The organism is Methanoregula sp. (assembly GCF_049686655.1).
Taxonomy (GTDB): Archaea; Halobacteriota; Methanomicrobia; order Methanomicrobiales; family Methanospirillaceae; genus Methanoregula.
Map to the genome: position 1 here is coordinate 1 of NZ_JBAVIG010000055.1, position 21,746 is coordinate 21,746.

Below are 21,746 nucleotides of genomic sequence, written 5' to 3' on the forward strand. Positions count from 1 at the left end.
TGCAGGGGTCATGCCGATGGCAGTGGCTCCCTACAAGGAGCAGATCGAGACGGTCGTACTCTCGCACTGCCATTTCGATCATATCGCACGGGTAAAGGAGATCGCGCACATGTGCAAAGCGAAGGTCGCCATCCATGCAAACGATGCCGCCGGCCTTGTTGAGGATGCCCGGAGCCTCTCGATGCACTTCGGGGCCAGATCTCCCGGGATTCTTCCCGATATCAAGCTCGCTGACGGTGACACTGTGGGGGAACTCGTGGTCATCCATACCCCGGGCCACACACCGGGGAGCATCTGCCTCTGGTCAGAGGCTGACCATGTCCTCATCTCCGGGGACACCGTCTTTGCCGACGGGTATTTCGGCCGCTACGACTTCCCCGGCGGGAGCAGGACCGATCTGGCCCGGTCGCTCGACCGGCTCTCGGTGCTCGAGGTGGTGGGACTGTATGCAGGTCACAGGGATCCGACAAACGAAGGCGGGAGCCGTTGCATAGCCGCGGCCCAGGGCCTGATGAAGAGCGGGTATGGATAAGGGAATCTACTGCCTCGTTTTTGAGAATCCGGCCTGCGCGATCGGTATCGGCGCCCTCGGCCCGGTCCCGTTCCCTGCTGGCTGGCACATCTATGTTGGTTCAGCACTCGGGAGCGGGGGCCTTGCCCGGCTCTTCCGTCATATCGACCTTTCACGATCAAAGGACAGGGCGCCGAAGTGGCATGTCGATCACCTCTCCACGGACAGCCGGTTCGCGCTCCGCTACACCGTCCATGCTGTGACAGAAGAGCGTTTCGAGTGCCGGCTGGCACGTGCCCTCGGGGAGCCGGGCATCCCCGGTTTCGGGTGCAGCGACTGTTCCTGCCCGTCGCACCTCCTCTCCCGTGAAGCAGATCCCAAAAAAGAGATCCTCTCCACGTTCCGGGGCCTCGGCCTTGTCCCGGTCACCACAACCATCATGAGCCCGTACTACAGTAAGGGTAACCTATGAAAGTCCTGGGACTGTCGGGAAGCATGCGAAAAGACGGGAACACGGCGATCCTTGTCAGGGAGATCCTCAGGCGCTGCGAGGACGGGGGTGTGAAGACCGAATTTGTCTCCCTGGCCGGCATGAAGATCCATCCCTGCCTTGGCTGCGAGAAGTGCAGGGAGAAGAAGTGGTGCGTCATCGGGAACGATGACTGGAACGAGATTGCACAGAAAGTCATGGCATGCGATGTCCTCGTCATCGGATCGCCAACCTACTATTTCGATGTCTGCGGTCACCTCAAGAACTTCATAGACCGCACCTATTCCCTCTACCATGACCGGAAACTGGCCGGGAAGAAGGGTGTCGCAGTCGCCGTGCACGCCAACAAAGGGGTGAGCCGGACGATCCAGACGATCGAAGGGTTCCTGAATACCCACGAATTCTCTTCGCTTGGGTCAGTGAAGGGAACCGGGTACCACGAGGGGGACGTGCTCCACGACGAGGAGGCACTGAAACGGGCCCGGAAGACCGGGGACCGGATCGTGAGGCTTCTCAAGCCCCGCCATGACTGATTTACCGGGCGGCACTTAGTGCCTCTATTAGTACCCGTGCTTCTTCCCGGTCATCTCCCCGATCGCTATTTTTACTACGCAGACCCTGTCCAGCTCCTTCTCTGTGAACCGGTGGTCTTTCTCCCCGTAATGCCGGATAATGCAGTTCAGCGCCCGGTTCTTCTCCTGGGGATCGGTCAGCATATGCGCAGTCCCGGTGCAGATAACGCTCCTGTACCGGAACTCCCAGCTGCAGGGGTTTTTGTCGGGAATGGGGCCGTCGCAGAGGTCCACTTCCACACAGCAGCGGGGGTTCTTCGCAAGCATTGCAAGCTTCTTTCCCACCAGGGAGGAGTGGAAGTAGATCGCATTGTCCGGAGCCACATAGGCAAAACAGAGCGGGACCACGTAGGGCTCCATCCCGTCCGCCAGCGCCACATGGCAGACCAGCGCCGCTACGAGGACCGATTCCATCTCTGCACGGTCCGTAATTTCCCGGTCCTTTCTTCTCATGGCAGTATTCCTCCCCCTGGCATCACACCAGCTCGTAGAGCGTTGTGCGCCTCCGCAGGGGCCGGCCGATGTCTTCTGCAACCCGCTGCATCTCGGCAGGATCCAGGTAATCGGTATTGGTGGCTCCCGCTCCCTTCGAGATGCTTTCTTCGAACATCGTACCCCCGAGATCGTTGGCGCCTGCGATCAGGCCGAGCTGGGCCATCTTGATCCCTTCCTTGACCCAGCTCACCTGGATGTTCCGGAAGTTGTCGAGGAAAAGGCGGGCTACTGCAACCATCAGGAGGTCCTGCCTGCCCGTAGCCCCCGCCCGGGCGTTGCCTGCCCGGAAGATCGGGGTGTTCATGTGAATAAAGGAGAGCGGGACGAATTCGGTAAACCCTTGAGTCTCGTCCTGGATCTTCCGCAGGATCGCAAGGTGCGCTACAATATCAGTGTCGGTCTCGCAGTGCCCGTACATGATGGTGGCTGTTGTTTTGATCCCCATTGCGTGGGCCTCGCGGATGATGCGAATCCACTCTTTCGTTGGGATCTTCTCCCGGCAGATCTTCTCCCGGACCTCATCCACGAGAATCTCTGCAGCAGTTCCGCACATCGAATGGAGCCCCGCCTCCTTCATCGCCGTCAGCACCTCTCCGCTGGTCATCGCGCTCCTCTTTGCAGCATAGGCCACCTCCATCGGGTTGCTCGCATGGAGATGCACCCCGGGGGCCGCTTCATGGATCCAGCGGTATACATTAATATACGACTGTGCGGTGAAGTCAGGGTGGAGGCCGCTCACCGTGCAGATCTCCGTGACCTGCCGTTCCTTTGCCATCCGGGCCTTCTTCTGGATCTCCTCCCGATCATGGAAGTAGATCCCCGGATCGCCGGGTTTCTTTGAGTACCCGCAGAAACCACAGGCATTCACACAGAGGTTGGTCACGTTGATGTTCTGGTTCCGGACCCAGGTCACGTTATTGCCTGCACGCGTCTCCCGCACCTCATCCGCCGTGGCAGCAATTTCCCAGACCTCCCGGTCCCGGGTCGAGAAGAGCGTGCGTGCATCCTCTGTCCCCAGCCGGTGACCGGCCCTCGCATCGTCCAGTATCCGCCTGAGTGTCTGCTCCATGAAACTCCGCCGTTTCTACTACGCAGTGTAGCCCCGCAGATGAGGTAAAGCTATCGAACCTGTGAGAACGAATCTACAGGTACCCACTTGCCGCAGGATTATAATCCCGTGCGTCAACAATATCTGTGGGAGCTATGCATCAGGTAGATATTCAGCTGAATAACAAGAAAGCAATCGGATTTGTCGTTCCTCTTGGCCCGGCCAATCTCGTTGCTGTCAGGACCGATGTGGGAATGGTTGGGTGTGGGGCGTTCGACGTGGCAGCCCTCGACTCCTTCAGCTACCCGGCAGTGAAAGTGCGCCCGGCGCTCGGTCCGTCAATCGTGGATACGAATGATATCCTCACAGGAATCGTAAGGGAAGCAAACCGGTCCGCCCTTGGCCGCGGGATCCGGACCGGCATGACCGGCCGGCAGGCGCTGGAACTGCTCTGATCTTTTTTTAAACGTTTTGGGAGATCCTGTTTATTCGATTTTCCGGGATTTACATCAGCTCGTACAGCGTAGTCCGCTGCCGGAGCGTCCGCCCGAAATCGGTGACGATCCGCTCCATGTCCCTGGGATTCAGGTAATCGGAACCCGAAGCCCCTGCGTCACCGGTGACATCATCCATGAACATGGTGCCCGCGAGATCGTTGGCCCCGGAAAGAAGGGCCAGCTGGGTCATCTTCAGCCCGACTTTTCCCCACGCCACCTGGATATTGTCAAAGTTATCGAGGAAGAGCCGGGACACCGCAATCATCAGGAGGTCCTCGCAGCCGGTAGGCCCGGCCCGGGCAATTCCCTGCTGGAAGAGCGGGGTGTTGGCGTGGACGAAGGGAAGGGTGACAAGTTCGGTGAACCCGTGCGTATCATCCTGGAGATCCCTCAGGAGACCAAGATGCTCGGCCCGGTCAGCCGGCAATTCGTACGAGCCATACATGATGGTCGCCGTGGATCGCAGGCCCATCCCGTGTGCCTCTTTGATTATCCGGACCCAGTCAGCAGTAGGTACCTTGCGGGGGCAGATCACTTCCCTCACAGAATCCACGAGGATCTCCGCTGCCGTGCCCTGGATGGTCCCGAGCCCCTCCTCTTTCAGCCGGGCAAGCACGTCAGTAGTGGGACAGTGCAGCTTTTTTGCCGCAAAGGCCACTTCGTCCGGGCTGAAAGCATGGATATGGACTCCGGGTGCCGCCTCGTGCACCCAGTGGATCAGGTCCACGAAAGTATCGATGGTGAACGCCGGATGGACCCCGGAGAGGAGGCAGATCTCTGTTACATTCCGCTCGTACGCAAGCCGTGCCTGCGCCTGGATCCCATTCTTGTCATGGCAATATGCCCCGGGATCTGTTGCCTTCCTGCCAAACCCACAGAACCCGCAGAGGTTCTTGCAGATGTTGGTCACGTGCAGGTTCTGGTTCATGACGTACGTAACGATATCCCCCGCCCGGCGCTCCCGCATCTCGTCCGCCGCCGCGGTAATATTCCAGACATCCCTTCCCCGGGCTTTGAGCAGGAGTTCTGCTTCGCCCTCAGTGAGCCGGTGGCCACCGGCAGTATCTGCGAGAAGTTCTGGTATAGTGGTCATGGCCCCTCTTCCTGCATTGTACTAGCAGATTCTGGATCGCTATCTTTTCCCCTGCTCCGGCCCGGCCCCATCCAGGTTTTCCTTAATTTTTCTTCTTTCCGGCCTTCTTTTTCTGTTTTCCACCCGATTCTCCCGTCTCCTCGCTCTCGCGGGACCTGAGGTAGAACTCGTAGAGGATCATGATCACGGCAACGACGATGACCACCTCAACGATATGGAGCGGGAGGTACCCGACAAGAGGGATGGTGAAGAGGGCCTTGCCCACGATCCATTCGTCTTTCACCGGTTCCGGTGTGCCTATGCCCGGGTAAGAAACAAACTGGTCCGGGACCGGGTTGTTGTCGCCCCACGTGATATACCCGTCATGGGCCACGGTATAGTTCTCCTTGAGCGGGTCGCCACGGATCTCGGTCAGGGGGGTAGTGGTCGTGGCATATGCAACCGCCCGGTGGATGATCGGGTGGACAGTGGTCATCCCGTTGGGTTTGTAGATGATAACGTCACCGTAGCCATTGAATCTGGTGACATTAGCCTGTTTCCCCTGCTCCCAGGTCATGAACTCCCCGAACCGGTCCTTCTGGACCACGACCACGAGGTCGCCGATGTTCATGTTGGGAGTCATGCTTCCTGACTCGATAGTGACCACGGCGGGCCACGTACCGCAGATGAGGAAGAGGATAAGGGCGATGGTGCCGACAACTCCTGCGACCCAGAGAAGGTCGCGGGCGAGCGAGACCATCCAGTTGTCACTGGTCCTGAACTGTGCGAAAAGCGTGCGGATATCCCGGGGTTTTTCCTTGTCTGCCATGGCGAAGCCTGTACGAATGTCTGTATAGTGTTAAACCCGCGGCACATTAACCATGCGGAAGAATACGGACGCGGGTAACTTTGGCGGTGCGGGGACCAGGACACCGGCCGGATCACCGGATAAAAACCCCCGACAGGTAGCAGATACCAAAGAGGACGAGGAAGACCCCGCAGGCAGCCATGATCCGGTGGTAGGTGGTATCGGGGAGGACGGTCTTCCCCCGGGAGACGGCCGTGGATACGAACGTGAACCACCCGGTATCGGCGCACCAGTGGCCGATCATGAAGACGATCGCAAGCAGGAGACCTCCTTCGAGAGTTTTTATCACGAGGGCGCTCCCGACCGAGAGCCACCAGATCCAGAAGTAGGGATTCGCTGCACTGGTCAGGAGCCCGGCCATGCAGGGACTGGCCACGGCACAGGAGGGCGTAGTGCTAAGCGTCGCCTTCCTGCTCCCAAAGATAGTCATGATGCCGAAGATGACGAGAGCAGTCCCGCCCACGGCAGCAATGACGGTCGTATAGGGACCGGCAAAACTCGCAAAACCAAGGATGATCATGAGGAAGATGACTGATTCCACGACCATGTGCCCAAGAGAGATCCTGAGCCCTGCGGTCCAGTTCCCGGCAAGGGCGGCGTTGATGGTGGCGACCAGCGTGGGGCCGGGAGCGAGCGCCCCGGTGAGTCCGATCAGGAATCCCAGTACCAGCGTGGATGCAATCTCGTACATTTCCATTGTGTCCGTCCGGGGAATGCCGTACCAGATATCACTGCCCTGTCATATCAACCTGCACGCCGCACCCGCTCCCAAGGAGATCATTCAGGATGGAGGCTGTGCAGGAAGGGCAGGATATATTTTACCGGCCGCCCATGATCTGGTATGCTGGATGCGCAGGAGATCACCCACCGGTTCCTCGATACCAAACTGATGGTCCACCCGGAAGTGGTCCGTTATATCCTGGAGAACAACGAACCGGACCTGATCGAGCGCATCATCGCCTCGGTGCCAAAGGACGCTGTTGTCGTCTCCGCAAAACACATTCCGGGAATCCGGCCCACCCGGGACGGGACCCGGTTCCTGGTGGACCCCGAGGTCGAGGTAGTCGCGGGTTCTGCGGGTACATCAGGCGCGATAAACGGGACCAGCGATTACCTCCACTATTTCCGGGACCGGTACGCCCGGCTCGGCGGGATGATCCGGAGCAGGGCCGGGGCGATGCCCATCGAAGGGCTGACCAAGAACACCCGGTATCGGCAGGAGGAATGCACGGTCATCGGGATGGTCGTTGAGGTGAAGAACACCACGAACGGCCACCGCATCGCCGAGATCGAGGACTCGACCGGAACGATTCCGGTACTCTTCCGCAAGGATCGTCCGGCCTTTGCCGATGCAGAGCGGATCATTCCCGACGAAGTAATCGGTGTCAAGGGGAAACTCTCAAGCGACGGCAAACTTTTCTTTGCCGAGATCCTCTACCGCCCCGATATCCGGATTGACAATGCCCCGTTCAGGAGCGAACAGCCGGGAAAGGCCGTGTTCATCTCCGATGTCCATGTGGGCAGCGACACGTTTCTCGAGACCTGCTGGAACAAGTTCGCGGACTGGCTCTCAGACTCCGATTACTCCTATCTCCTCATCGCCGGTGACCTGGTGGACGGTATCGGCATCTACCCGGGGCAGGAGACGGAGCTGACCATTAAGAACATCTACGAGCAGTACGATGCGTTTGCCGCAATGATGCGTGATCTCCCCTCCCGCATGAAGATCATCGTTGCTCCGGGTAACCATGACGTGGTACGGGGTGCAGAGCCCCAGCCGGTCCTCCCCGAACAGTTCACGAGGAAGTTTCCCTCTAACTGCGTGCTTGTCGAAAACCCGGCGCTTGTCCGCCTGCAGGGTGTCCGGGTGCTGATGTACCATGGTCGGTCGATCGACGATATGATCGGCTTGATCCCGGGAGCGTCCTATGACAACAGCGGGCTGATGATGGAGGAGATGCTCCAGCGCCGTCACCTCGCACCCGCATATGGCCGCAGGACCCCGATTGCCGCCAGTAAGACCGACCGTCTGATCATCGATCCCCTGCCCGAGATCCTGCACACAGGCCACGTCCACATCAAGGGGATAACCACATACCGGGGCGTGCTCGGGATCAATGCCGGGACCTGGCAGTCGCAGACCAAGTTCCAGAAGCAGATGAACGTGAATCCGACGCCGGCGCTTGCGGTGGCGGTGGATCTGCAGACGCTGGTACCGGAGACATTCTCGTTCGCGTGAGATGAGATGGTAAAAAAAACGGGAGAGATTATTCCTTCTTTTCGACAGCAGGCTTTGCCCCGTCCGCCACCGCTGCCGGTTCCTTCTTCTTCGGGCCTGCCACGGTATATTTCTCCTTGCCACCCCGGGCGGTCAGGGGGGCACGGTACTGGGTCTCCATGGTGAGGCACTTGGTAGGGCAGACATCCACGCAGGCGGAACAGACTACGCAACGCATGTTATCAATCTGCCAGCTCTTTTCCTTCACCTCAACGCAGATTGCCCCGGTCGGGCATTTCCGCTGGCAGGACCGGCAGGTGATGCAGCCTTCCGGTTTAATCGATACGTGGCCCCGGGAAAGATTCGTTTTTTTGGCCGGCTTTGCCGGGTACATGAGCGTTGCCGGCCCGCGGAACAGATTTTTTATGACGGTCTTGGTCATCTGGAAAAAGGTCATTGTTCTCACCGCTCCGCACAGCCGATACAGGGATCGATGGTCAGGACAATTACCGGCACGTCCGCAAGCTCGCATCCCTTGAGGAGCTTCACGAGCGGTGGGATGTTCGTGAACGTCGGCGTCCGCACCCGGTGGCGTACGAGGTTCTTCTTCCCGTTGCCCTTGATGTAATGGATCACTTCGCCCCGGGGCTGCTCGGCCCGGGAGAAGTATTCCCCGTCAGGAGCTCCGGTCACTTTGACGTCCACGGGGCCATCGGGGATCTTTCTGACGCATTGCTCGATGATGTCGATCGAGGTGAACATCTCTTTTGCCCGGACTGCACAACGGGCATAGCAGTCGCCGTCATGTTCGACGACCGGCCTGAAATTGATTTTGTCGAATGCCGCATAGCCGGTCTCACGGATATCGATGGCAAGACCGCTGCCCCGTGCCGTCGGGCCGACTGCGCCGAGCTCGTAGGCATCCGCCTTCCCGAGTACGCCGATTCCCTTCAGCCGGTGACTGACCGACGGGTCGTGGAGGAAGACGCTCGTAAGGTCATGAAGATCCTTCTCCATTCCCTTAAGGCCCTTCACCATCTCGTCCAGCTTCTCCGGGGATATGTCCCTTCGGACACCACCAACCTTGCATACACCCTGGATCACCCGGCCCCCGGTGGTTGCCTCGAGATCGTCGAGGATATGCTCGCGCAGGCGCCACGCGTTCATGAAGACACTCTCGAATCCCATTCCATCGGCAAAAAGCCCGAGCCAGAGCAGGTGCGAGTGAAGCCTCGAGTACTCAGACCAGATAGTCCTGAGATACTGGGTCCGCTCCGGCACCTCGATCCCCATTATCGCCTCGATGCCCTGCACATAGGTCTGGCTGTGGATGAAACTGCAGATCCCGCAGATCCGCTCCGCGATGAAGACGTACTCGGTATATTCCCGCTTCTCTACGAGCTTCTCGAGGCCCCTGTGCACGTACCCGATCGTGGGGATCACATCGATCACTGTTTCATCTTCCAGCACGAGATCGAGGTGGAGCGGTTCAGGAAGCACCGGGTGCTGCGGGCCGAACGGTACGATTATTTGTTTTGACATGCGTCGTCCTCCTTCGTTATGGTCACGGAAAACGGATGTTTGATCGCCGTCTTGTAGAACGTGCCCTTGAAATCGATGTTGATGCCGCTGACGTGAAGACCGTAGAGGTCGTGGATCTCGTTCTCGTACACGAAGGCTCCCCAGTACACCCCGCTGATGCTCGGGATCGTCTCGTCGTGCTTGACGGTGATCCGGTAGTTCAGCAGCTGGTAATCCTTGTCATACATGTAGATAATCTCATAATTATCCTCGACTTTCGTGCACCCGATCTGGACGAGCCGGTAACCGTCTTTCTTCGCCTGTTCGGCTTTTGCCACCACTTCACCAATACTAATCGGGGTAATAACCTGTGCTGCAGTTCCTGTCGTCATTCTGCACCTCCGGTCTGCGAGATATGTTCAGGACGGAGCCCGGCATGGCGGTGCTCTTCCTTTGCATCGGCATCGAGCACCATCTTCGTCCGTTTCTCTTCGAGGATCCCGAGTGCAGTTACGATCCCGTCGATGATGGATTCGGGACGGCAGGCGCAGCCCATCACATATACATCAACCGGTATCACTTTGTCGATCCCGCCGGCCACATTGTAGCACTCCCGAAAGACCCCGCCGGATGTGGCGCAGATACCGACAGCCACTACCACATTCGGCCGGGGCATCTGGTCGTAGATGTTCTTCACAACCTCCCGGTTCTGCTCATTGATCGAGCCGGTCACGACAAAGATGTCGGCGTGTTTCGGGTTGCCGGTGTTGATGATGCCGAACCGCTCCACGTCATACATCGGTGTAAGGCAGGCCAGCACTTCAATGTCGCAGCCGTTGCAGCTCGAGGCATCGTAGTGGATAATCCAGGGGGACTTCGCCAGGTAGGTCATGATATGCCTCCGTTCAGGAAATAGAGAGCTGCAAGGTTGAGGATGCCCATCACAGCCGCAATCGCCCACGAGCTCTTGACGGCGAGCTGCCACTTGACACGGGCATTCGTGTTGTCGATGAGGAGCTCGAAGAGGTAGACCACGATCACTGCGATGGCAGCGATGACCGGGCTGAACCCGAAGAAGAGCCATACAAAGCCGAGCAGGAAGACCGTCTCGTACCAGTGGGTGATCTCGATCCAGCCAAGAGAGGGGCCGGAGAACTCCGTTGTCACACCCTTGACAATCTCCTGGTGGGCATGGTGGGACATAGAGATATCGAACGGGGACTTCCGGAGCTTGATGGTCAGCACGTAGAGGAAACCGAGGAAGATACCCGGGATGAGGAGAATGACCGGTGTGGTTGTTGCCGCGATATCGCTTACGTTGAAGCTCTTCGTTGCCGCGTACATGCCAACCGCGGTCAGGATCACCATCGGCTCATAGGCCATGATCTGGAGGAGCTCGCGTTCCGCTCCTACGTAGCTGTAGGGGGAATTTGCCGAATATGCCCCGAGTACGAGGAAGATCTGGGCGAGCGTGAGGGCGAATACCACGAGCAGGAGGTCGCCACCGGCAAAGAAGAGCGCGCCCGTGAATGCCATGAAGATCACGTAGCAGATCGCATAGAAGATCTGCGTCTCGTTCACGACTGCGTTCTCCTTCTCAAAGAGCTTGCCCACGTCCCAGAACGGCTGGAAGATGGACGGGCCGATACGGCCCTGCATGCGGGCAGAGATCTTCCGGTCGATACCGGCAATGAGGCCACCGATGGCCGGTGCAAGGAGGACAAAGACGAGTCCCGAGACAAGGTTGATCACAGGATCACCCCGCGAAATGCAGTTGCAATGAACATGATACCAATCAGGGCGGAGCAGAGCCAGACACCGATGGGCCGGAGCCGTGCCTCACCGAAGTACCGGGTCAGGTAGTAATTTGAGAGGACGACCTTCTTCTGGACACCGAGAGACCCGGAGATCCGCATGTCCTGAGTGGTAGTCCGGCCACCCATGTAGGGTGCGAGGTGCCGGTGTTTTCTCTGTGGGAGCAGGATCGAAAGCGGCAGGACCAGGATCAGGAAGAGCATCAGGATCATGATGATGATGTTGTCCTGCGAGAGCTGGGCCACCTGCCCGTAGTTCTCCAGAAGGAATGGCTCGAGGAGTTTGACCGAGAGCAACGGGAATACGAGCGTAGTAATGAACGAGAGGCCGGCCAGCGAAACGAGGGCTGCCCACTCGCTCCTGTCCACCTCCCCTTCGATCCGCTTGCTGTCAGACGTTACTGTCAGGAGCTTCCCCATCCACTTCGCCCAAAAGAAAACCGTCATGGCGCTGCCAAACGCAAGTATAACTACAAACAGGAAGCCGAACGGCGCATCGATGAACGCCCGGATTGCCGCCCACTTCGAGATCAGCATACCGAACGGCGCAAGGAACATGCCGGCGATCCCGATCACCATCATCGCGGCGATCTTCGGCATCCGCACGATCAGGCCGTTCATGTCGTCGATCTCGCGGCTCCTGATCCGGTGCTCTACCGTTCCCGTGGCAAGGAAGAGGAGGGACTTGGAGATCGCGTGGAAGACAATCAGGAGAATCGCCGCCCAGATCGCCTCGTACGTGCCGATACCGGCGCAGGCAGTGATCAGGCCAAGATTGGCAATCGTCGAATACGCGAGCACTTGTTTTGCATTGCTCTTCGAGATTGCAATTCCGGATGCGATCAGGAAGGTGAAGGCCCCGACAAAGGCAAGCGCGTAGCCGGTGACGGTCCCGTGAAAGACGGGTGCCAGCCGGACGAGGATATAGACACCGGCCTTCACCATGGTGCTGGAATGGAGCAATGCCGATACCGGTGTGGGGGCGACCATTGCCCCGACCAGCCAGGACGAAAAGGGCATCTGCGCTGCTTTCACCAGCCCGGCAAACCCGATCAGTGCTGCCGGTATGAGCGCGATCGCCTTACCGGAGACAAGGAGCTGGTCAAGGCCCATCACGCCGTTGCCTGCCATACCGAGCCAGAGGACGGCGCCGGCAAAGGCAATCCCGCCCAGCAGGTTCATCCAGAGGGCATCGAATGCATTGTTTGTTGCCTCCTCGGTCTTCGTATAGCCGATCAGGAGGAACGAACAGAGTGTGGTCACTTCCCAGAAGAAGTAGACCCAGAGGATATTGTTGGCAAAGACGAGGCCGAACATCGCGGAGATAAAGACGAACATCACGAAGAAGAAGATGTTGCGCTTGTCGGGAATGGTTGCGTGGTGCTCGTGGAAATGCTTCATGTAGCCGAGCGAGTACACACAGATGAGGCTCCCGATGATACCGATGATCAGTGCCAGGATATTGGAGAATTCGTCTACGAACAGGTTTGACGTGACAGCGGCAGAAGGGGCATATGTCAGCTCAAAGAAGATCATCATCACGGACTGCACGAGGATGAGCGCGATCACGTGGTATTTCCGGTGCTTAATACCAAGATAGAGGATGAAGACTGCAATCAGCATCTCGAGGATGAACATAACTAGCCCCACCGGTTCGGCGGGAATAACGGGCGAATAGAGCGCCCCTTTGTCAAACGTGGTAATAAGAAGCCAGATCGTGACCAGCGCGACGGCCACTGCAGACAGTTTCACGATCCATGTGCGCTCGATCTCTTTCTTTGCAACGAGCATGAACAGCGCCGTTACGAGCGGAAACAGGATCAGGAATATTAACAGCTGTACGAATTGCACCAGATATCCTCCCTCTCTGAATATGGGAATTTTTCATTATTAATCATATTGAATTGTGCACGATTCTCCATCACACGGGCAGGCTGGTTCGCAGAGAGGGAACGCATCAGATATGATCAGGTATCATGTTATTGTAGTATACTGTGTTTTTCGAACCTGCATACTGTGATGACGGGCATGTCCCGGAGGGATTTCATTTTCCCGGATAAATATAGCGGTTCAGGAGAGCGCACCGAAAGTAAAAGTTTAATGTTTCAAGAATGCACTATTGATCTCTTAGGATGGGTTATGTACGTGTGCACGGCATCCCCGGAGCCATGAGCGCCATCCTTTGGTTCCCCGTCCGGCAGATATCTGCCGATGCAAATTTATCACACCTGATGTGCTATCCGGATCCCCTTCCGGCGGTACGGGCTCGTACGGTCAGTACGGCCCGTTTCCCGTTTCACCGGGATCCCCCTCGCACAGCAGGGAGGTCATGGAATGATCGACTTTGTATTACTCGTCGTAATTGCGATATGTATCATCGCACTGGGACTCGCAGCGATCCTGACGCGTAACCTCCTCTCACAGGACGAGGGTACGCCCAAGATGCGCGAGGTCGCCGATGCGATTCGGGTGGGTGCGGAAGCATTCATCAAGCGTCAGTACTCGACTATCGCCATGCTTGCCATCGTAACTGCAGTGGTGATCTTTGCTATTTATTATCTCACCGGACAACAAGCGATTGCCCTCGCTACGGCAGCTGCTTTTGTCGTCGGTGCAACCTGCAGTGCCGTTGCCGGTGTCGTTGCCATGTGGATTGCCGTAAGGACAAACATCCGCACGGCGGCAGCAGCCCAGACCAGCGACGGGAAGGCACTGGACTTCTCGTTCCGCGGCGGGGCGATCTCGGGCCTGATCATCACCTCGATGTCGCTCCTCGGGGTCTCGCTCACCTATATCGCGCTCGGTGCAGACCCGACCCACACCCCGTTCGTCATCATCGGGTTCGGGTTCGGTGCCTCGTTCGTGGCACTCTTCGCCCAACTCGGTGGCGGTATCTACACGAAAGCCGCTGATGTCGGCGCGGACCTTGTCGGCAAGGTCGAGGCCGGTATCCCAGAAGATGATGTCCGGAACCCGGCCACTATTGCAGACCTCGTCGGTGACAACGTCGGTGACTGCGCAGGCCGTGGCGCCGACCTCTTCGAGTCCACTGCCGCCGAGAACATCGGTGCAATGATCCTCGGTGTCGCGCTCTTCCCCGTCTTCGGTGTCAACGGGATCCTCTTCCCGATCGTCATGTGTTCGCTCGGACTCCTCGCGAGCATGATCGGCATCCTTTCCGTCAAGGGCGTCGATGGTGCCGACCCGATGGACGCAATGAACCGCGGATACTACATCACCGCAATCATCTCGGCGATCTTCCTTGCAGGCGGGGTCTATTATCTCTTCAGCCCGTTTATCTCCGGCTGGATGTACTTCGTCCTTGCAGGTTTCGTGGGGATTGCCCTTTCCGTAGCCTTCCTCAGGGTCACCCTCTACTATACGGACCACCACTACCGGCCGGTGCAGGATATCGCCAATGCCTCTGAGACCGGCGCGGGAACCAACATCATCATGGGATTCTCGGTCGGTCTTGAGACCACCGCGGTTCCGGCTATCCTTATCGGTGCTTCCCTCCTCATCTCGTACTGGTGCGGGACCATGACCGGCATCCCGAGCGGAGGCCTTTACGGTACTGCCGTTGCAACAATCGGCATGCTGATGGTCTGTGCCTACGTCCTGACCATGGACACATTCGGCCCCATTGCTGACAACGCCGGTGGTATCGTCGAGATGAGCCAGGCTCCTGACGAGGTCAGGCACCGCATGGACAAGCTCGACGCAGCCGGCAACACCACGAAGGCACTCACCAAGGGATATGCCATCGGGAGCGCATCCCTCGCGGTTTTCCTGCTCTTCAATGCGTATATGGCTGATATCTCGAAACTGCTCATTGAAAGAGGTGGAGTCGCATTTACGACGGTCAATCTCGCATCAGTACCGGTGTTTGTCGGAGCACTCCTCGGCGCCATGCTAGTCTTCCTCTTTGCGAGCCTCGCTATCCGTGCAGTCTCGAAGACCGCACAGTCCGTGATCGACGCAGTCCGCATCCAGTTCAAGGACCCGGCCATCATGGCAGGCACCAAGAAACCTGACTATGCAGCCGTCATCGATATCACGACACAGGGTGCGTTGAAGAACATGGTCCTTCCCGGCGCGCTGGTGATCCTGTTCCCCATCGTCATCGGTGTCACTATGAAGCACGAGGCCCTCGCCGGCTTCCTCATGGTAGCGACCATCACCGGCATCCTCCTTGCACTCATCCTCAACAACAGCGGGGGTGCATGGGACAATGCCAAGAAATACATCGAGACCGGTGTTCATGGCGGCAAGAAGAGCGAGGCTCACAAGGCAGCGGTCATCGGAGATACAGTTGGCGACCCATTCAAGGACACCGCCGGCCCATCGCTCCACGTGCTCATCAAGCTCCTCGCTACGCTGACGCTCGTGCTGGCACCGCTCTTTATCTGAACCAATTTTTTTTCTTTATTTCCGGTAGTGTGGGATTTCCTTACGGGAGGGTGTCCGGAAGATTCCGCAGTGAACTTCTGGTGATTCTTGACCGGGTTGTACGCGGCAAGAGCATCCGCCGCCACGAGATGCTGATGACTACCGGGATCGGCGCAGCGTTCGAGGTCCTGATCTCTATCTCTCCGATCACGGGGAAGAACAGGGCAGTTGTCGGCGCATCGTCCATTCTCCAGGACATCACCGGAGAGATGATGTGCAGTACCTCCGCCGGCATGAGGACCAGTACCGCACACTCACGGAGGATCCCGATGTCGGGATCTACCGGAGCACCGGTGATCTCCGTGGCCGGTTTGTATGGGGGAATACTACCCTCCTCAACTTCCTCGGGTATCACTCCATCTCCGATCTCCGGGAGGTGCCGGTCATCGATGTCTTCAACGAACCGGACGCGCGGCTTGAACTGCTTGAAGAACTGCGGAAGAACCGGTTTGTGAAAAACCGTGTGCTTCACTTAAAAAAACCGGACGGTACGCCGTTTTCCGTGAATGTTACGGCGCTTGCGGAGTTCGATGAGAACAGCAATGTGGTATTCATCAACAGAATCGTCCAGGACGTCTCCCGCATTATTGCACAGCATGAATCCCAAAAATAAGTTCATACTTTCCTGCCATATCTCCCGAAGGAGACAACGGGGGATGAGCCGGGCCGCTTCCTGAAAATGGGGCGCCCCCCAAACAGCCATGGCTCATTTGCAGCTGCTGAGATCGACACTCACGTCATTTGCGATCCGCGTATACCGCTTCGGGTTCTCCTCAAACTGTTTTTTACAATAATTGCAGCAGAAATAGTATTTCTGGTTCTTGTAACTGCTCACATGCTTTGCATCGTCTTCATCGACGATTGCCAGACAGACAGGATCGGTAGCCATGGCGGAATCTCCTAACCGTATACCACAATCGGATCTGTTACCAGATATTCCCTTGCACCGCGCCTGCCAGCCAACCTGGCATTCATGAACATTCCTTGCAACAGAATGCAGCACTCTTGATCATTTCCGGCATTACAGAGTACGGTAACAATTCCCGGCCGATATGGATATCCGGCCGAATAGGAGTCAAAGGATAGCTGATCCCTTCGCTTTTTTACACTTTTCTGCCCGGTCCCAACTATTAAGCCTCCGAACGATAATGGCCTGATCATACATGTCCCCGACCATACGTCAGGACTGTCCCTGCCCGAAGGTCACGTGCAGCCGCTACAGTCTCTGCGACGAGTGCGAGGCAGCCCACGCGGGAAAGGGTGGGCTGCCGATGTGCAGGCGGCCGAAACGGTCTTTATGGGGCCGGATCCGGAAATGGCTTGGGACCGGCCGGTAATCTTTTTGACAGCAGGATTCAGGAGCCTATTTCCCGCCAAGCGTCCGTTCGTCCTCTTCGATCCAGGTCTCCAGTTTCCGCATACCTTCCGCAATATCCCGGATCCGTACCTGTGTTTCCGCTAACCGGGCAATTGCCTGTGTTATCTCTTCCGTGTTCCCACAGCCATCGATAATCGATCGCAACCGGGCTGCACCGGCCTGGAAATTCTCAAGGGCTGCGCCTGCTTTCCGGTACCGTTCGTAATTGGCGTCGAGATTCTTCCGGACCCGCAATTCGAATGCCATTTTCTGCGGGGGCTTTTCCGGTGTGACCAGACGCCATGCCACGTCATGTGCCCGCCGGACTTCCTGGATCCGGTCAAAACAGGTTTTCTTGTGTTTTGCTATCATCTCGTGCTTGAATTTCGCCAGCAGGTCGGCAGCATTTTTAAGCGGGCGGCCGTGTTCCATAAGCGTATAGACATCGTGGACGGTGGCGCCTGCGGGAAGCCGGGCAAGGTCCACCTGCCGGAGGATCTCATCAGCGTGTCCCCGTGACAGGGATTCCAGCGTCCCGTACTCTGTCTTCTGGTGCTCCTTCACCTCCCGGCAGAGGGCATTGAACTGCTTCCAGAGAAGGTCCCGGTCACTTCTGGCAACCGGCTTCAGCTCACGGAATAAGCCTGAGATCGATTTTGCCAGGGACCAGAAATCCTGGTATTTGGTCACGATCGGAAGGTCTGACCTGATCGGGCCGGTTAACGAGGTTAGTTTCCTGATCTCCCGGTCCAGGTGTTCTGCATTGGCATGGGCATCCCTGAGCCAGGGATCATCTTCGGCTTTCATAAAAATTCTCTATCATTACATTCAATGGATGGGTTTATGAGTTTCGGCCGGCAGAAGGGAATACCATTCCGGGCGGCAGGCTGGCAAGTGCGTTCCCGCAGAGGAGTCACTGGACGGGCTGTCACGCATTTGCGGGTACGAGGCCGGAATGAGAGAAACTCCATTGGCCGGGGCCTGATTTACCGTACGAAACATTAAAAGAGTTCATATCGTTCCACGAAAAACTACCATGCTGGATGTAACTGATGTCCGGCAGTATAGTTCCGGGCGGAGAATCGAACCATGTGGACGCCCGATGTCAGGACACTTTTTCTTGTAATTTTTCTGGTCAATGTATTCCTGGCAATGATGCTGTTCATCTATTGGAAGACCCAGAAAACCTATGACGGGTTCATGACGTGGACGATCAGCCTGCTCCTCTTCGCTGGCGGATATTTCCTGTTCCTGCTCCGGGGTTCGATCCCCGACCTGCTCTCTATCGTTGTTGCCAATAACCTGCTTATCCTCTCGGTCATAATGAGGGTAGACAGTCTCCGGAGATTCATCTCGTCGAAGGCCCTGCCTGCCTGTATCTACGGAATACTCCTGCCGGTCTTCATTCTTTTCCTGTATTTTACCTTCGTCTTCGACTCGATCATGATCCGGTACCTGATCTCCATTCTTATCATATCCGCCTGTACCGTTACCGCCATCGTTTTTATCATAACCGCACTCTATCCGGAAAACCGGTCACTGCGGTTTGCCATTGCGGCTATACTCCTTCTCATAACGATCCTGTTTGTCTTGAGGACAGTATTCTTGCTGATCGTTCCCGCTGACAACTCACTTTTCAGCACGAGTATTACGAACACGTCCTTTTTCATCGTCACCGTTATCACGGATGTCCTCTTTACGGGTATGTTCCTGATGCTGAATATGGCCCGGGCCCAGACAGAACTCCGTGCAAGCGACGAACGATACCGGATTCTCGCCGACAGCCTCCCGGATTATATCATCATTCATGACGGGGAGTCTATCCGGTACGTTAACCCGGCGGCAACAAGAATTGCCGGAATCGCCCCGGAAGCACTCGCCGGCCAGCCATTATATTCGCTCCTCTCCCCATCAGGTACGACCGCTATACGGGAGACCTTTGCCGGAAATTCCCCGACTTCGTCCGGTGAGATTGACCTCCGGTTCCGTGACGGTGCGATCCACCACTGCATTGTAAAGACCGTGAAGATCGATGACCGGGGTGAATCGTCATACCTTTCAGTCATTACGGATATTACCGAACGGAAGGTGGCAGAAAATGCCCTGTTCCAGTCAAACAGGAAACTCAATATCCTCGCTTCCATCACCCGCCATGATATCAGGAACCAGCTCATCGGCCTTAAGGGATATCTGGACCTTTCCAAAGAGTTGCTGGATGACCGGTCCGCTATAGAGGAGTATATCCGGGAAGAGGAACGGATCGCAGATACCATCAACAACCAGATCGAGTTTACGAGGATCTACGAGAATATGGGTGTCAGGGCACCCGTCTGGCAGAATGTGGAGGCGATCGTCCGGAAAATGGCTGCCTCCCTGCCTGCCGGGAGGGTCCGGGTGATCGCCGACCGACCGGATCTTGAAATTTATGCCGATCCGCTGGTTGAGAAGGTTTTCTACAACCTGATCGATAATGCCCTCAGGTATGGCGGCGGGAACATGACAAAAATCCGGTTTTTATCACATGAGGTTGATGCAGGACTCATCCTCATCTGCGAGGATGACGGGGAAGGAATCTGTGACGGGGACAAAAAGAACCTTTTCGAGCAGGGCTATGGGAAAAATACCGGCCTTGGCCTCTTCCTCTCCCGCGAGATCCTTTCGATCACCGGCATCACAATCTCCGAGACCGGCGAACCCGGTACCGGTGCCCGGTTCGAGATGATCGTGCCGAAGGGAGCATACCGGTTCGATCAGTCATGAGGGGGTCCGGGATATCCCCTCAGGGACCGCGAGGGGACAGCTTAGTTTTCTGTGAGACCGTCAGGGACCCCTGCTTCATATCATCCCGTGCATCCATTTCCGGTATACGTTTCCAGGGAACAGAAGGAGGGACGGTTACCTGACCCATGTCACGTTCGGGACATGCTTATCGTGTGCTTCGGGAGTCTCGGCCGGGTACCCGAAAGCGATCGTGCCAACCGGGCTGTAGCCTTCAGGGACGTGGAACTCCACCATAAGCTCTTTGTTGTCATACGCGACTTCCGTAGACCCGATCCAGCAGCTGCCGATACCCAGCGCATGGGCAGAGAGCATCATATTCTCAGCACAGAGGGAACAATCGATCTCCCGGAAGCGGCTCCCCGTTTTTCCGATAACCATGATAACGGTCGGGGCATAGTAATAGATCGAGTAATCCTTACTCTCCAGTAATGTCCGGAACGCGTCCGACATTCCGTCGTGGGCATCCTTCATGAGCGAGATCATGATGGGCTTACAGTAATCCGAAACCCTGTTCAGGAATGCCGGGTCCTGCACAACCACAAAACCCCACGGCTGGACGGCGAGGGCAGATGGCGCGTAGGTGCCGGCCGTTATGATCTTCTCCAGAATTGCATCGGGTATCTGCCGTTTCTCAAATTTCCTGACACTGCGGCGTGTCATAATTGCGTCGATTGCTTCCATGAAATAACACACTCTTTATTGCTTACAGGCATCCTTTTTTGCGATCCTGCTCAGGAAACTCTTAAGAGTCCGTGTATCAGGGGACTTCCACGAGAACCGTATCCTCCTCGATCCTGACCGTATAACATCTCAGGGCTCGGGGTGGCCGACCTTTTTTGGCATAGGTAAAAACCGCACCGGTCAGATCGGTCCAGCGCACAACCTGCCCGTTCCGCACATCAAACTGTGACTTGTGGAAGGGACAGGTGAGTGTTGTGCCACTGACTGTCCCCCCGACAGGTCGGCTCCGAGATGAGGGCAGAGCAGTTCCATCGCATAGAACTGCCCGTTTACCCTGGCAAGAAGCACGGGAGTACTGCCGGCCATCGCTTTCCAGAGTGTCCCGTCCCGGAATTCCGTTACGTATGCCACCGGAATAAACTGGCTCATACCTGTGATGCTCCTGAGCCGGGGGGGTTTCTCCGGATTACTTAACCGTTACGAAAGGTCCAGGGGCTTTCTCTGGAAATACATAGTCTGCCGGGCAGGATCATCCCGGCAGATCCCTGCCGATCCGGTACGCTTTATCCAGCAGCTCCTGCCTCCCTGTCACCGGAGGCTTTATCCCGGCATCGAGATCGCAGGCAATCAGGTGATCCTTCACGCTCATTCCCGATAATCCGACTGCATACATGAATGCCTCTATTCCGCCTCTAAACAGCCGCTCATCCGGCTGGTTCTGCGTAAAGATGAACGAGACTTTCTTTGACCCCGGCAGTTTCGGGACCAGATTCATGCTGACATACGGGAACATCCGGTCGAGCCACGCCTTTGTCTGGGCCGTGACGCCGGAGAAATAAATGGGAGACGCCACGATAAGTCCGTCGGATTCCTGCACCAGCCGGTGGATCTTCTGCATCTCGTCTTTAACGGCACATTCTGCCACATCGCTCTTCTTGCACCAGTAGCAGGCCTGGCAACCTTTGATCTTCAGGTCGTTCAGGAACACGGTCTCCGTTGCGATTCCCAGTTCATTCAGGGCCCTCGCTGCTTCCGCTGCAAGGATGCTCGTGCTGCCGTTTTTGCGGGGGCTTCCAATCAGAATGGTAACTTTTTTCATGATTTGGCCAGCCGTGCTCCCATTTCAAAGGCCCGTTTGCAGTCCTGCGGGAAGACCGTCTTCCGCCGCTCCTTTCGTTCTTCAGGATCAAAGTAGCTGAATACCACCTTGTCGTAGTCCTCGAACTGGAGTGTCTCGTTCGCGAAGAAAGACTCCGCCTGCCCGAACATCCGTGTGAGCAGCTGCTCGTTCGCACCGATAAGAGTGCCATAATTCTCTTTCATCAGTTGTTCTGAGACGTTCATCGTGTAGACAAACGCTGTCGGGATCTTT

25 protein-coding genes and 2 pseudogenes are annotated in these 21,746 nt (G+C 56.9%); 9 read left to right on the forward strand and 18 right to left on the reverse strand.

What is annotated here, in order from left to right; genetic code table 11:
* The 3 genes from WBL42_RS07445 to WBL42_RS07455 all read left to right on the forward strand — a co-directional run.
* Nucleotides 1-532 (forward strand): MBL fold metallo-hydrolase (locus WBL42_RS07445; RefSeq protein ID WP_424720646.1); only part of this gene is annotated, 532 nt, incomplete at its 5' end.
* Nucleotides 525-983 carry a GIY-YIG nuclease family protein gene (locus WBL42_RS07450; RefSeq protein WP_424720647.1) on the forward strand — a complete coding sequence of 153 codons (459 nt, stop codon included), beginning with the start codon at nt 525-527 and terminating at the stop codon, nt 981-983. The genes WBL42_RS07445 and WBL42_RS07450, both read left to right, overlap by 8 nt.
* Nucleotides 980-1,534, forward strand: a complete 555-nt coding sequence (locus WBL42_RS07455) for a flavodoxin family protein (RefSeq protein WP_424720648.1) — start codon at nt 980-982, stop codon at nt 1,532-1,534. The genes WBL42_RS07450 and WBL42_RS07455 overlap by 4 nt, the downstream gene beginning before the upstream one ends.
* Before the next feature lie 27 nt (nt 1,535-1,561).
* Here WBL42_RS07455 and WBL42_RS07460 read toward each other — a convergent pair whose 3' ends face one another.
* Together WBL42_RS07460 and cofH (WBL42_RS07465) are read right to left on the reverse strand one after the other, a co-directional pair.
* Nucleotides 1,562-2,026 carry a pyridoxamine 5'-phosphate oxidase family protein gene (locus tag WBL42_RS07460; protein ID WP_424720649.1) on the reverse strand — a complete coding sequence of 155 codons (465 nt, stop codon included), beginning with the start codon at nt 2,024-2,026 and terminating at the stop codon, nt 1,562-1,564.
* Nucleotides 2,027-2,048: 22 nt separating this feature from the next.
* Entirely contained in the window at nt 2,049-3,137 is a 1,089-nt protein-coding gene (cofH, locus tag WBL42_RS07465; RefSeq protein ID WP_424720650.1) for a 5-amino-6-(D-ribitylamino)uracil--L-tyrosine 4-hydroxyphenyl transferase CofH, read from the reverse strand.
* Nucleotides 3,138-3,271: 134 nt separating this feature from the next.
* Here cofH (WBL42_RS07465) and WBL42_RS07470 point away from each other — a divergent pair, with 134 nt between their 5' ends.
* The gene (locus tag WBL42_RS07470; RefSeq protein ID WP_424720651.1) at nt 3,272-3,571 is read left to right on the forward strand and encodes a YunC family protein; all 300 of its coding nucleotides are present in this window, start codon (nt 3,272-3,274) and stop codon (nt 3,569-3,571) included.
* Nucleotides 3,572-3,620: 49 nt separating this feature from the next.
* Here WBL42_RS07470 and cofH (WBL42_RS07475) read toward each other — a convergent pair whose 3' ends face one another.
* The 3 genes from cofH (WBL42_RS07475) to WBL42_RS07485 form a co-directional block, all read right to left on the reverse strand.
* The gene (gene cofH, locus WBL42_RS07475; protein WP_424720652.1) at nt 3,621-4,706 is read right to left on the reverse strand and encodes a 5-amino-6-(D-ribitylamino)uracil--L-tyrosine 4-hydroxyphenyl transferase CofH; all 1,086 of its coding nucleotides are present in this window, start codon (nt 4,704-4,706) and stop codon (nt 3,621-3,623) included.
* A gap of 82 nt (nt 4,707-4,788) precedes the next feature.
* The gene (locus WBL42_RS07480) at nt 4,789-5,514 is read right to left on the reverse strand and encodes a signal peptidase I (protein ID WP_424720653.1); all 726 of its coding nucleotides are present in this window, start codon (nt 5,512-5,514) and stop codon (nt 4,789-4,791) included.
* Nucleotides 5,515-5,626: 112 nt separating this feature from the next.
* A complete protein-coding gene (locus WBL42_RS07485; protein ID WP_424720654.1) occupies nt 5,627-6,244 on the reverse strand; it encodes a LysE family transporter in 618 nt (205 codons plus the stop codon).
* 150 nt (nt 6,245-6,394) lie between these two features.
* Here WBL42_RS07485 and WBL42_RS07490 point away from each other — a divergent pair, with 150 nt between their 5' ends.
* Nucleotides 6,395-7,792 carry a DNA-directed DNA polymerase II small subunit gene (locus WBL42_RS07490; RefSeq protein ID WP_424720655.1) on the forward strand — a complete coding sequence of 466 codons (1,398 nt, stop codon included), beginning with the start codon at nt 6,395-6,397 and terminating at the stop codon, nt 7,790-7,792.
* A 28-nt stretch (nt 7,793-7,820) separates the two neighbouring features.
* Here the strand turns inward: WBL42_RS07490 and WBL42_RS07495 are convergent, their stop codons facing one another.
* From WBL42_RS07495 to WBL42_RS07520, 6 genes are read right to left on the reverse strand one after another with little or no spacing between them, the layout of a single operon-like run.
* Entirely contained in the window at nt 7,821-8,228 is a 408-nt protein-coding gene (locus WBL42_RS07495; RefSeq protein WP_424720656.1) for a 4Fe-4S dicluster domain-containing protein, read from the reverse strand.
* A 5-nt stretch (nt 8,229-8,233) separates the two neighbouring features.
* Nucleotides 8,234-9,313: a nickel-dependent hydrogenase large subunit gene (locus WBL42_RS07500; RefSeq protein ID WP_424720657.1), complete on the reverse strand. Its 1,080-nt coding sequence runs from the start codon at nt 9,311-9,313 to the stop codon at nt 8,234-8,236.
* Nucleotides 9,298-9,684, reverse strand: coding sequence for an NADH-quinone oxidoreductase subunit C (locus tag WBL42_RS07505; RefSeq protein WP_424720658.1), 387 nt, complete (start codon nt 9,682-9,684; stop codon nt 9,298-9,300). The genes WBL42_RS07500 and WBL42_RS07505 overlap by 16 nt, the downstream gene beginning before the upstream one ends.
* Nucleotides 9,681-10,184 carry an NADH-quinone oxidoreductase subunit B family protein gene (locus WBL42_RS07510; RefSeq protein WP_424720659.1) on the reverse strand — a complete coding sequence of 168 codons (504 nt, stop codon included), beginning with the start codon at nt 10,182-10,184 and terminating at the stop codon, nt 9,681-9,683. Before WBL42_RS07510 ends, WBL42_RS07505 begins: the two co-directional genes overlap by 4 nt.
* Nucleotides 10,181-11,044 (reverse strand): respiratory chain complex I subunit 1 family protein, encoded by an 864-nt coding sequence (locus WBL42_RS07515; protein ID WP_424720660.1) that lies wholly within the window; start codon nt 11,042-11,044, stop codon nt 10,181-10,183. The genes WBL42_RS07510 and WBL42_RS07515 overlap by 4 nt, the downstream gene beginning before the upstream one ends.
* Nucleotides 11,041-12,957, reverse strand: coding sequence for an NADH-quinone oxidoreductase subunit L (locus WBL42_RS07520; RefSeq protein WP_424720661.1), 1,917 nt, complete (start codon nt 12,955-12,957; stop codon nt 11,041-11,043). The genes WBL42_RS07515 and WBL42_RS07520 overlap by 4 nt, the downstream gene beginning before the upstream one ends.
* 483 nt (nt 12,958-13,440) lie before the next feature.
* Here WBL42_RS07520 and WBL42_RS07525 point away from each other — a divergent pair, with 483 nt between their 5' ends.
* A complete protein-coding gene (locus WBL42_RS07525) occupies nt 13,441-15,516 on the forward strand; it encodes a sodium-translocating pyrophosphatase (RefSeq protein WP_424720662.1) in 2,076 nt (691 codons plus the stop codon).
* 40 nt (nt 15,517-15,556) lie between these two features.
* Here the strand turns inward: WBL42_RS07525 and WBL42_RS07530 are convergent, their stop codons facing one another.
* Nucleotides 15,557-15,742 carry a hypothetical protein gene (locus tag WBL42_RS07530; RefSeq protein WP_424720663.1) on the reverse strand — a complete coding sequence of 62 codons (186 nt, stop codon included), beginning with the start codon at nt 15,740-15,742 and terminating at the stop codon, nt 15,557-15,559.
* 27 nt (nt 15,743-15,769) lie between these two features.
* Here WBL42_RS07530 and WBL42_RS07535 point away from each other — a divergent pair, with 27 nt between their 5' ends.
* Nucleotides 15,770-16,168 (forward strand): PAS domain-containing protein, encoded by a 399-nt coding sequence (locus tag WBL42_RS07535; RefSeq protein ID WP_424720664.1) that lies wholly within the window; start codon nt 15,770-15,772, stop codon nt 16,166-16,168.
* Between the two features lie 93 nt (nt 16,169-16,261).
* Here the strand turns inward: WBL42_RS07535 and WBL42_RS07540 are convergent, their stop codons facing one another.
* Nucleotides 16,262-16,444, reverse strand: coding sequence for a YHS domain-containing protein (locus WBL42_RS07540; RefSeq protein ID WP_424720665.1), 183 nt, complete (start codon nt 16,442-16,444; stop codon nt 16,262-16,264).
* Nucleotides 16,445-16,718: 274 nt separating this feature from the next.
* Between WBL42_RS07540 and WBL42_RS07545 the strand changes: the two genes are divergently transcribed.
* Nucleotides 16,719-16,892 (forward strand): hypothetical protein, encoded by a 174-nt coding sequence (locus WBL42_RS07545; RefSeq protein WP_424720666.1) that lies wholly within the window; start codon nt 16,719-16,721, stop codon nt 16,890-16,892.
* Between the two features lie 26 nt (nt 16,893-16,918).
* On the opposite strand, the gene WBL42_RS07550 is transcribed toward WBL42_RS07545, so the two are convergent.
* Nucleotides 16,919-17,719 (reverse strand): hypothetical protein, encoded by an 801-nt coding sequence (locus WBL42_RS07550; protein WP_424720667.1) that lies wholly within the window; start codon nt 17,717-17,719, stop codon nt 16,919-16,921.
* A 282-nt stretch (nt 17,720-18,001) separates the two neighbouring features.
* Between WBL42_RS07550 and WBL42_RS07555 the strand changes: the two genes are divergently transcribed.
* Nucleotides 18,002-19,672, forward strand: a complete 1,671-nt coding sequence (locus WBL42_RS07555; protein WP_424720668.1) for a PAS domain S-box protein — start codon at nt 18,002-18,004, stop codon at nt 19,670-19,672.
* A 135-nt stretch (nt 19,673-19,807) separates the two neighbouring features.
* Here WBL42_RS07555 and WBL42_RS07560 read toward each other — a convergent pair whose 3' ends face one another.
* From WBL42_RS07560 to WBL42_RS07575, 4 genes and pseudogenes are all read right to left on the reverse strand, one after another.
* Entirely contained in the window at nt 19,808-20,374 is a 567-nt protein-coding gene (locus WBL42_RS07560) for a nitroreductase family protein (RefSeq protein WP_424720669.1), read from the reverse strand.
* A gap of 76 nt (nt 20,375-20,450) precedes the next feature.
* Nucleotides 20,451-20,803, reverse strand: a pseudogene (locus WBL42_RS07565) (Rieske (2Fe-2S) protein).
* Between the two features lie 100 nt (nt 20,804-20,903).
* Nucleotides 20,904-21,473 (reverse strand): flavodoxin family protein, encoded by a 570-nt coding sequence (locus tag WBL42_RS07570; RefSeq protein WP_424720670.1) that lies wholly within the window; start codon nt 21,471-21,473, stop codon nt 20,904-20,906.
* A pseudogene (locus tag WBL42_RS07575) lies at nt 21,470-21,746 on the reverse strand (flavodoxin family protein); the annotation flags it as partial. The pseudogene WBL42_RS07575 and the gene WBL42_RS07570, both read right to left, overlap by 4 nt.

Coding starts and splice junctions, on each gene's coding strand:
- WBL42_RS07525 (WP_424720662.1), top strand. CDS start 13,441: ATGATCGACTTTGTATTACTCGTCGTAATTGCGATATGTATCATCGCA.
- WBL42_RS07495 (WP_424720656.1), bottom strand. CDS start 8,228: ATGACCTTTTTCCAGATGACCAAGACCGTCATAAAAAATCTGTTCCGC.
- WBL42_RS07560 (WP_424720669.1), bottom strand. CDS start 20,374: ATGGAAGCAATCGACGCAATTATGACACGCCGCAGTGTCAGGAAATTT.
- cofH (WP_424720650.1), bottom strand. CDS start 3,137: ATGGAGCAGACACTCAGGCGGATACTGGACGATGCGAGGGCCGGTCAC.
- WBL42_RS07450 (WP_424720647.1), top strand. CDS start 525: ATGGATAAGGGAATCTACTGCCTCGTTTTTGAGAATCCGGCCTGCGCG.
- WBL42_RS07510 (WP_424720659.1), bottom strand. CDS start 10,184: ATGACCTACCTGGCGAAGTCCCCCTGGATTATCCACTACGATGCCTCG.
- WBL42_RS07480 (WP_424720653.1), bottom strand. CDS start 5,514: ATGGCAGACAAGGAAAAACCCCGGGATATCCGCACGCTTTTCGCACAG.
- cofH (WP_424720652.1), bottom strand. CDS start 4,706: ATGACCACTATACCAGAACTTCTCGCAGATACTGCCGGTGGCCACCGG.
- WBL42_RS07540 (WP_424720665.1), bottom strand. CDS start 16,444: ATGGCTACCGATCCTGTCTGTCTGGCAATCGTCGATGAAGACGATGCA.
- WBL42_RS07500 (WP_424720657.1), bottom strand. CDS start 9,313: ATGTCAAAACAAATAATCGTACCGTTCGGCCCGCAGCACCCGGTGCTT.
- WBL42_RS07490 (WP_424720655.1), top strand. CDS start 6,395: ATGCTGGATGCGCAGGAGATCACCCACCGGTTCCTCGATACCAAACTG.
- WBL42_RS07545 (WP_424720666.1), top strand. CDS start 16,719: ATGTCCCCGACCATACGTCAGGACTGTCCCTGCCCGAAGGTCACGTGC.
- WBL42_RS07460 (WP_424720649.1), bottom strand. CDS start 2,026: ATGAGAAGAAAGGACCGGGAAATTACGGACCGTGCAGAGATGGAATCG.
- WBL42_RS07570 (WP_424720670.1), bottom strand. CDS start 21,473: ATGAAAAAAGTTACCATTCTGATTGGAAGCCCCCGCAAAAACGGCAGC.
- WBL42_RS07485 (WP_424720654.1), bottom strand. CDS start 6,244: ATGTACGAGATTGCATCCACGCTGGTACTGGGATTCCTGATCGGACTC.
- WBL42_RS07550 (WP_424720667.1), bottom strand. CDS start 17,719: ATGAAAGCCGAAGATGATCCCTGGCTCAGGGATGCCCATGCCAATGCA.
- WBL42_RS07505 (WP_424720658.1), bottom strand. CDS start 9,684: ATGACGACAGGAACTGCAGCACAGGTTATTACCCCGATTAGTATTGGT.
- WBL42_RS07455 (WP_424720648.1), top strand. CDS start 980: ATGAAAGTCCTGGGACTGTCGGGAAGCATGCGAAAAGACGGGAACACG.
- WBL42_RS07530 (WP_424720663.1), bottom strand. CDS start 15,742: ATGGACGATGCGCCGACAACTGCCCTGTTCTTCCCCGTGATCGGAGAG.
- WBL42_RS07470 (WP_424720651.1), top strand. CDS start 3,272: ATGCATCAGGTAGATATTCAGCTGAATAACAAGAAAGCAATCGGATTT.
- WBL42_RS07555 (WP_424720668.1), top strand. CDS start 18,002: ATGTGGACGCCCGATGTCAGGACACTTTTTCTTGTAATTTTTCTGGTC.